General features: G+C 64.7%; 8 protein-coding genes, 4 tRNA genes and 1 pseudogene. 9 read left to right on the top strand and 4 right to left on the bottom strand.

Annotated elements, in window-relative coordinates; all coding sequences use genetic code 11:
- Positions 1-120 precede the first annotated feature (120 nt).
- The 4 genes and pseudogenes from EPN51_RS29040 to EPN51_RS16730 form a co-directional block, all read right to left on the bottom strand.
- Positions 121-348 (bottom strand): annotated as a pseudogene (locus EPN51_RS29040) (hypothetical protein); the annotation flags it as partial.
- A gap of 438 nt (positions 349-786) precedes the next feature.
- Positions 787-861, bottom strand: a tRNA-Val gene (locus EPN51_RS16740).
- A gap of 14 nt (positions 862-875) precedes the next feature.
- A tRNA-Cys gene (locus EPN51_RS16735) sits at positions 876-949 on the bottom strand.
- Between the two features lie 28 nt (positions 950-977).
- Positions 978-1,050 (bottom strand) — tRNA-Gly (locus EPN51_RS16730).
- Between the two features lie 181 nt (positions 1,051-1,231).
- Here EPN51_RS16730 and EPN51_RS16725 point away from each other — a divergent pair.
- From EPN51_RS16725 to EPN51_RS16685, 9 genes are all read left to right on the top strand, one after another.
- Positions 1,232-1,303, top strand: a tRNA-Val gene (locus EPN51_RS16725).
- Between the two features lie 154 nt (positions 1,304-1,457).
- Positions 1,458-1,904, top strand: coding sequence for a hypothetical protein (locus EPN51_RS16720; protein WP_293044554.1), 447 nt, complete (start codon positions 1,458-1,460; stop codon positions 1,902-1,904).
- A 30-nt stretch (positions 1,905-1,934) separates the two neighbouring features.
- Positions 1,935-2,228, top strand: coding sequence for a hypothetical protein (locus EPN51_RS16715; RefSeq protein ID WP_293044553.1), 294 nt, complete (start codon positions 1,935-1,937; stop codon positions 2,226-2,228).
- 89 nt (positions 2,229-2,317) lie between these two features.
- Positions 2,318-3,157 (top strand): enoyl-CoA hydratase/isomerase family protein, encoded by an 840-nt coding sequence (locus EPN51_RS16710; RefSeq protein WP_293044551.1) that lies wholly within the window; start codon positions 2,318-2,320, stop codon positions 3,155-3,157.
- A 321-nt stretch (positions 3,158-3,478) separates the two neighbouring features.
- A complete protein-coding gene (locus EPN51_RS16705) occupies positions 3,479-4,666 on the top strand; it encodes a lipid-transfer protein (RefSeq protein WP_293044549.1) in 1,188 nt (395 codons plus the stop codon).
- Positions 4,667-4,668: 2 nt separating this feature from the next.
- Positions 4,669-5,127 carry a MaoC family dehydratase N-terminal domain-containing protein gene (locus tag EPN51_RS16700; RefSeq protein ID WP_293044547.1) on the top strand — a complete coding sequence of 153 codons (459 nt, stop codon included), beginning with the start codon at positions 4,669-4,671 and terminating at the stop codon, positions 5,125-5,127.
- Entirely contained in the window at positions 5,124-5,534 is a 411-nt protein-coding gene (locus EPN51_RS16695; protein WP_293044546.1) for a MaoC/PaaZ C-terminal domain-containing protein, read from the top strand. The genes EPN51_RS16700 and EPN51_RS16695 overlap by 4 nt, the downstream gene beginning before the upstream one ends.
- Positions 5,535-5,553: 19 nt before the next feature.
- Positions 5,554-6,381, top strand: a complete 828-nt coding sequence (locus tag EPN51_RS16690) for an SDR family oxidoreductase (RefSeq protein WP_293044545.1) — start codon at positions 5,554-5,556, stop codon at positions 6,379-6,381.
- Between the two features lie 9 nt (positions 6,382-6,390).
- Positions 6,391-7,539 carry an acyl-CoA dehydrogenase family protein gene (locus EPN51_RS16685; RefSeq protein ID WP_293044543.1) on the top strand — a complete coding sequence of 383 codons (1,149 nt, stop codon included), beginning with the start codon at positions 6,391-6,393 and terminating at the stop codon, positions 7,537-7,539.
- Positions 7,540-7,562 lie beyond the last annotated feature (23 nt).

The following is a 7,562-nucleotide window of genomic DNA, read 5'->3' as shown; positions in this document are numbered from 1 at the left end:
AAACACACCGCAATCGAGTCGCTGCCCTCCGTGGAAGCCGATCGTCAGGCAGACTCAAGTACGTAAACCTGCTCACTTTTCAACCGGAGCAGGCTGCTCAGGATTCAACCGGAGCCGACAGGCTGCGGCCTTAGTCACCTGGCCAGCAGTCTCCTGGGTTCGAGTTGCGAATGCTGCTGCATCCGTGCGGATCCTTGCGTTGATACTGCTGACCGCGGCGGTGGTGGGTTGAAATGGTTGCCCTGGCGGCGGTGGCGTGGTCGCGGTGAGCTGGGCGCCCAGGCCCTGCCAGTGAATCGCCGTCGTGGCCAGCTGGTTCAGAACGACCTGCCGTCCGTCCGATCCCATCTCGCGATCTTAAGCCGACCATCGGGCGGACACTATTTACTTACAGCACGCGACCGCATGGGCGACCGCACGAGGAGGAGGTGCAGGTGAGGCGCGATGGGAGACGGTCGGGCACCTGCTCACTGTGACCGGTTTCTTTCCGCAGGATTCACAAGGTCAGGCGTCGCTGTGGAGGATTGGCGAGATGACGGCGTTGGGTGAGCGCCACATGTTCCATCGGCCATCGTGTTCGTCGGGTCTCTGCTCGATCTCGCCCAACGGAACGCGCGACCGACTGCCGGCAACCTAGTGCGGTGTAGGGATCGCCATCTCGTGCCGAGACAGCCGTGATTGACCGGCGTGGTATTTGGTCGGGAACGCTCTCGCCCAATCAGGTCCTGTTGAGGTCCCGCCGCGAACTTTGTATAGCTAAATACGATATTTGAGCTGCAGCGATGCTGGTGCGCGATACTGGGATTGAACCAGTGACCTCTTCCGTGTCAGGGAAGCGCTCTCCCGCTGAGCTAATCGCGCCGGGAACCGAAATTTGGAGGTGGAGACGGGAATCGAACCCGTGTGCACGGCTTTGCAGGCCGTTGCCTCACCACTCGGCCACTCCACCGTTGGGATCCACGCCACTTGCACCTTCGAGCGGATGACGGGATTCGAACCCGCGACCCTCACCTTGGCAAGGTGATGCGCTACCAACTGCGCTACATCCGCGCGCCACGGGCGAGATCGTCGCCCGGTGCGAAGCACGACGATAGTCCACGTGAGCGGGCACATACAAATTTCTTGGTATGAGCCGTCTCTAGGCTATCGCGTCGTACCTGCCAATGATTCGGCCGGTATTGTCGGGGTCTGGCTCGTGCTAATCTTCGACGTCGTTCGCCATCTCGGCGCCGGTCCCGTGGCTCAGTGGGAGAGCGTCCGCTTCACACGCGGAAGGTCGCTGGTTCGATCCCAGCCGGGACCACAAGGTCAAGGCAGGTCGACAAAGCGTCTGGCCGTAGCGACTCACCCTCTCGCGCCCCTCTCGCGCCGCGGCGAGATAAGTGGGCGACCAGGCCGATGAGCGCCGCCGCCTCCGAACATCACCGCTCTTGCCTGATCGCACCCGCTGAGCCACGATGAACAGCGTGAGTAAGGTAACCCTAACTACCGAGTTGCCGATCCCGGCGCAGACCGCGTCCGCGCTGGCGCGCAAACCCGAGCTGATGCGGCATGTGCTGAGCCCGGTGCTGCGGGTTTACCGGCTCGATGTCCCCGAGCGCATCGAGGTCGGCACCCAGGGGTCGGCGCGGTTCTGGTGGTTCGGTGTAATCCCGGCCTGGACACATCACCTCACCATCAAGCGACTCGAGCCGACCGAGATCTACACCAACGAGCACGGCGGACCCGTCCACACCTGGAATCACCGCCTCACGTTCGAACCCATCGACGAGCGCAGCTGCCGCTATACCGACGAGATCGAAACCGACGACGGTCTGCACGGGCTGCTGACCCGCGCCTTCGTTCGGCTCATGTTTCGCCACCGGCATCGGCGATGGCGCAAGCTCGCGCGGATCCTGCGATGATTAGGCGCGCACCAGAGAGGACGGTGGACCATGGTCGGGAATCAAGAGGGCATCGGCATGCTGAAACTCGAATGCCCGCACAGTCATCCCGTCGGCAGGATCCTCAAAGACGCCCCGCATCAGGCGGTGCAGTTCGACCCGGGGGCCCAGGTGGGGCCGCGCCGGTTCTGGCCCGACGAGGACGAGCAGCCAAACTTCACGGCGCTCTGCCGATTCTGCGATAAGCCGGTGGGGGAGGCCACGTCCGCCCTGCAGGCCAAACTCGCCACGGTGGTCGCCGATGTATCCGCGACCGCCGAGATGGTCACGCTGCCGTACGTGTAGGCGGCCCGGCCCCACGGATACTGTAAGAGCTACAGTAGCGGGATCGCGGCGCGGCGCATCCGTGGCGGCGCCGACCCGAGAGGAGTCCCGTGGCGCACAACCCCCCGACACCGCAGAGCACCCCCCGCCCACCCGACGGGGATTGGCTGGGCACGCCATACCTGCGCTTCGAGCGTCAGGGGCCGATCGCGGTGTGCACCATCGACCGCCCTCAAGCGCGCAACGCCCTGAGTCCGGCGATGTACTTCGGAATCCGTTATGCGGTGGGACGTCTCAACGAGGACCCGGATCTGGCGGGGCTGGTGCTCACCGGAACCGGAGACGTCTTCGCGCCCGGCGGCGACATGGGCGGCGGGGGAGGCGAGGACAACTGGATCACCTTCGGGTCCGCGCTGGGCATGGACGTGACGCCGTTCGACGCGGTGCGCACCTCCGCCAAGCCGATCGTCTCCGCCGTCAACGGCCTGTGCCAGGGCGGCGGATTCCAGATCGCGCTGTGCAGCGACCTGTCGGTGGTGAGCGATCGGGCGAGTTTCCGGGTGCCCGAGTTGTTCCGCGGCTACGCCGACACCTACTACAGCCAGATGCTCACCCGCGTCATCGGGCCGGTGCGCACCCGCGACCTCATGTTCACCGGACGGGTGCTGACCGCGGTCGAAGCCCTCGACTGGGGTCTGGTCACCCGGGTGGTGCCGCACGAAGGCCTGCTGGACGCGGCGAAAGACCTACTCGCGCAATGCTGTCGGACCGCACCGCGCGCCCGCGGCGTCATCAAGTCCAGCATCGACACCTACCTGGGCCTCTATGACCGCATCGGCATGACCGCCAGCCTGTCCGACGCCGAGGCCATCGAAGGCTTCCGCTCGTTCAAGGAACGCCGCTCACCCGATTGGGTGCATCCGGAACTGCGCGTCGAGGGACGGCTGTAACGCGCTTGCCTAACGGACTTTTCATGGACCGGCAGCCAATACTTCCCACGCTGGCATCTGCTGCCGTGTTTGGCCTCTCACGCCGCCCGTAGCCCATCAGTTGCATCACGCCGCGCTCCGGCAGGCCTGGGTCTTAACGAAGTACTCAAGACGGGGAAGGCACCTCGCTGACGTGGGTGACCGGATCCCGTTCCTGCGGGATGCGTTGTCGGCCCGGATGATTGAGCGTCGACCATGCGATGGCCGCGACTGGCTCTTGCCTTCCGGCCCTGTCATCTGCTAGACATAAGTGAATATTGCCTAGGTACGAGATGGAGGAGCATGACTCATCGCGTCATGGTGGCCGGCGTTGGGATGATTCCCTTCTCCACCCCCAGTCATACCGAGCCATACCAGGTAATGGCCGAAAATGCGGCACGGGCTGCATTGGCCGACGCCATGGTGGAGTACTCGTCGGTGCAGCAGGCTTATGTGGGTTATGTGTACGGAGACTCTACATCGGGACAGGCCGCGTTGTACGGGCTGGGACAGTCCGGCATCCCCATCATCAACGTCAACAACAACTGTTCCACCGGGTCGACGGCGCTGTGGTTGGCGCGGCAGGCCGTCGAGACGGGTGCGGCCGACTGTGTCCTGGCGTTGGGGTTCGAGCAGATGCAACGCGGCGCGCTGGGGCCCATGTGGACCGACCGCTCTAGTCCGTTCACCCGCTTCGACGACGCCACCCGCGCCGCACAGGGGTGGGATGACGCCGCGCCGATGGCGGCCCAGTACTTCGGCGGGGCGGGCCGTCAATACGCCGAGGAGCACGGTACCGACCCCGCGACGTTCGCTCAGATCTCGGTCAAGGCGCGCCGGCACGCAAAGAACAACCCCTACGCGGTCTTTCGGGACGGGGTGACCGTCGAGGAAGTGCTGGCATCGCCGCACATCTACGGACCACTGACCAGGCTGCAGTGCTGCCCACCGACCTGCGGTGCCGCCGCCGCGGTGTTGGTCAGCACGGATTTCGCCCGCAGGCACGGATTATCGCCACAGGTCGCCGTCAAGGCCCAGGCGATGACGACGGACTTTCCGTCCACCTTCGCCGAAGCCGACATGATCAAAATCGTGGGCTATGACATGGCCAAGGCCGCCGCGGATCAGGTCTACGAGGCCTCGGGTGCCGGACCGGAAGACATCCGGGTCGTGGAACTGCACGACTGCTTCACCGCCAACGAGTTGCTCACCTACGAGGCTCTCGGGCTGACCCCGGAAGGCACCGCGGAAAAGTTCATTCTTGATGGTGACAACACCTACGGAGGCCGGGTGGTGACGAACCCGTCGGGAGGACTGCTGTCCAAAGGACATCCGCTCGGGGCCACCGGCCTCGCCCAATGCGCTGAATTGGTGTGGCAGCTGCGTGGGCAGGCGGGGGGACGCCAGGTCGACGATGTCAACGTGGCTTTGCAGCACAACATCGGCCTCGGCGGAGCGGCCGTGGTGACCCTCTACGAGAAGGTGAGCTGAGCGTGGCGATCGACAAGAGCGTGATCGGCACGGCGCTGCCCGACACCACGCTGCCGGTCGACCGGGGACGGCTGCGCTTCTTCGCCAAGGCGATAGGACAGGCCGACCCGATCTATACCGACCTCGATGCCGCCAAAGCGGCCGGGCATCCGGACATTCCGGTGCCGCCCACCTTCCTGTTCACGGTCGAACTGGAAAACCCCGACCCCTTCGTGTTCCTGGCGTCGCTGGGCGTCGACCTGCGGATGGTCCTGCACGGCGAGCAGTCGTTCACCTATCACGCCATGGCCTATGCCGGTGACGAACTCGTCGCCAGCCCGTGTATCACCGATGTGTACACCAAGAAGGGCGGCGCGCTGGAGTTCGTCGTCAAAGACACCTCGATCACCCGCGCCGACGGGATACACGTCGCCGGACTGCGATCCGTCATCGTCATCCAAAACCCGCGAGTGACAGCATGATTCCAACCGAAACCGTGAAAGTCGGGACCGAATTACCACCGCTGCGGGTCGACCCGATCTCGCGGCTCACACTGGCGTTGTTCGCCGGGGCCTCCGGTGACCACAACCCGATTCACGTGGACATCGACCTCGCCCGGTCGGCCGGCCTGCCGGACGTTTTCGCGCACGGGATGTTGTCGATGGCCTATCTGGGGCGGATGCTGACGAATTGGGTTCCCCAGGAGCGGATCCGCTCCTACCGCGTCCGCTTCGCCGCGATCACGCCGGTGCACGGTGAACCCACCTGCACCGGCCGGATCACCCGCGTCGACGACGTCGACGGCGAACGGCGAGCCGTTATCGAACTGGCCGTGCGGCTTCCCGACGGCACCACCACCCTCGCCGGCGACGCCGTCGTCGCCGTCTAACCGAAAGGTACTGCTACACATGGGGACTCTGAATGGCAAGGTCGCGATCGTTTCGGGTTCGGGCCGGGGGATCGGGCGCGAGATCGCCGTCAAACTGGCTTCCAATGGGGCTCACGTCGTCGTGAACGATCTCGACGCCGAACCCGCCGGCGAGACGATCGCCGCCATCGAGGCGGCCGGCGGCAAAGGCGCCACCTGTATCGGCAGCGTCACCGACGCCGGCTTCGGGGAGCGGTTCGTGCAGACCGCCGTCGACACCTTCGGCGGTCTGGACATCATCGTCAACAACGCGGGCTACACCTGGGACTCGGTGATCCAGAAGATGACGGACGAACAATGGGACGCGATCCTGGATGTACATCTCAAGGCGCCGTTTCACATCTTGCGGGCTGCGCAGCCGGTCATCGGTGGACTCGTCAAGCGCGCCAAGGCATCCGGCGACCCAGTCCCATGCCGCAAGGTCGTCAACATCTCGTCGCTGGCCGGTGTGGGCGGCAACGTCGGGCAGGCCAACTACTCGTCGGCCAAGGCCGGTATCCTCGGCCTGACCAAGGCCCTGGCCAAGGAGTGGGGACGCTACAACGTCACCGTGAACGCGGTGGCCTTCGGGCTCATCAAGACCCGGCTCACCGAGACACCGGCGGGTGGCGGGACGATCACCGTGCAGGGCAAAGAGATTCAGGTCGGTGTCAACCCGGGTCTGCTCGCCGCGATGGAACAGATGATCCCGTTGGGGCGGGCCGGCACCCCCACCGAAGCCGCGGGGGCGGTCTATCTGTTGTGCAGTCCCGAGTCGGATTACATCAGCGCGCAGACCCTGGTCTGCGGCGGCGGCCTGAGCATTTAGGGGAACGCCGTGGGCAGCGAGCACCGTTCGCCCTGGGTCGACGACGAGGTTGCCGGCCTCAAGGAGATGGCGACCAAATTCTTCGCGATCGAGGCCGTTCCGAACCGGGGACGATGGGAGCGACAGAAGCACGTCGACCGGGACTTCTGGTTAGCCGCAGGCCGGTTGGGGCTGCTGTGCGCATCGATTCCAGAGGAGTACGGCGGGGGCGGCGGAACGCTGGCACACGATTTCGCCATCTTCGAGGCACAGGCCGAGTGCGGCGACAGCGGATTCGGAAACCAGGTGCACAGCGGTGTGGTCGCTCACTATTTGCTCGCCTACGGGACAGAAGAGCAAAAGCTGCGGTGGCTGCCGAAGATGGCGACGGGCGAATACATCGGTGCCATTGCGATGACGGAGCCTGACGGCGGCTCCGACCTGAAAGCTCTGCGCACTACCGCGATCCGTGACGGCGATCATTACCGATTGAACGGATCCAAAACATTCATATCCAACGGTGCCAGCGCGGACCTGATCGTGCTCGTGGTCAAGACCGACCCATCGGCCGGGGCGAAGGGTGTTTCGTTGCTGGTCCTGGAAACCGCTGGCGCGCAGGGGTTCCGGGTGGATCGGGTGCTGGACAAGCTTGGAATGAAGGCTCAAGACACCGCGGAGCTGTTCTTCGACGATGTGCGCGTCCCCGCCGCCAATCTGCTGGGCGAGGAGGGCGCCGGCTACGCCTACGCGATGAAGCAGCTCGCCCACGAGCGCCTAGTGGTGGCGATCGTGGGGATCTCGACGCTGGAGAGCGCCGTCGCGGAAACCATCGCCTACACAAAACTGCGATCCGCTTTCGGGGCGCCCCTTATCAACCTGCAGCACACGCGCTTCGAGCTCGCCGATTGCGCTACCATCGCGAAAGTCGCGCGAACGTTCGTCGACGACTGCATCCTGAAGCACCTGCGCGGTGAGCTCGACGCGGTAACGGCGTCGATGGCGAAGTCCTGGGTCACCGACATGCAATGTGTGGTCATCGACCGCTGCCTGCAGCTATTCGGGGGATATGGCTACATGCTGGAATATCCGATCACGCGGATGTACGCGGATTCGCGTGCTCAACGGATCTATGGCGGCACCAACGAGGTCATGAAAGAACTGGTCGCGCGTTCGTTATGACCGGAGCCGCGGCACGGGAGGCG

Source organism: Mycobacterium sp. (genome assembly GCF_004298145.1).
Taxonomy (GTDB): Bacteria; Actinomycetota; Actinomycetes; order Mycobacteriales; family Mycobacteriaceae; genus Mycobacterium.
This window is presented reverse-complemented; position numbering and strand designations above follow the sequence as displayed.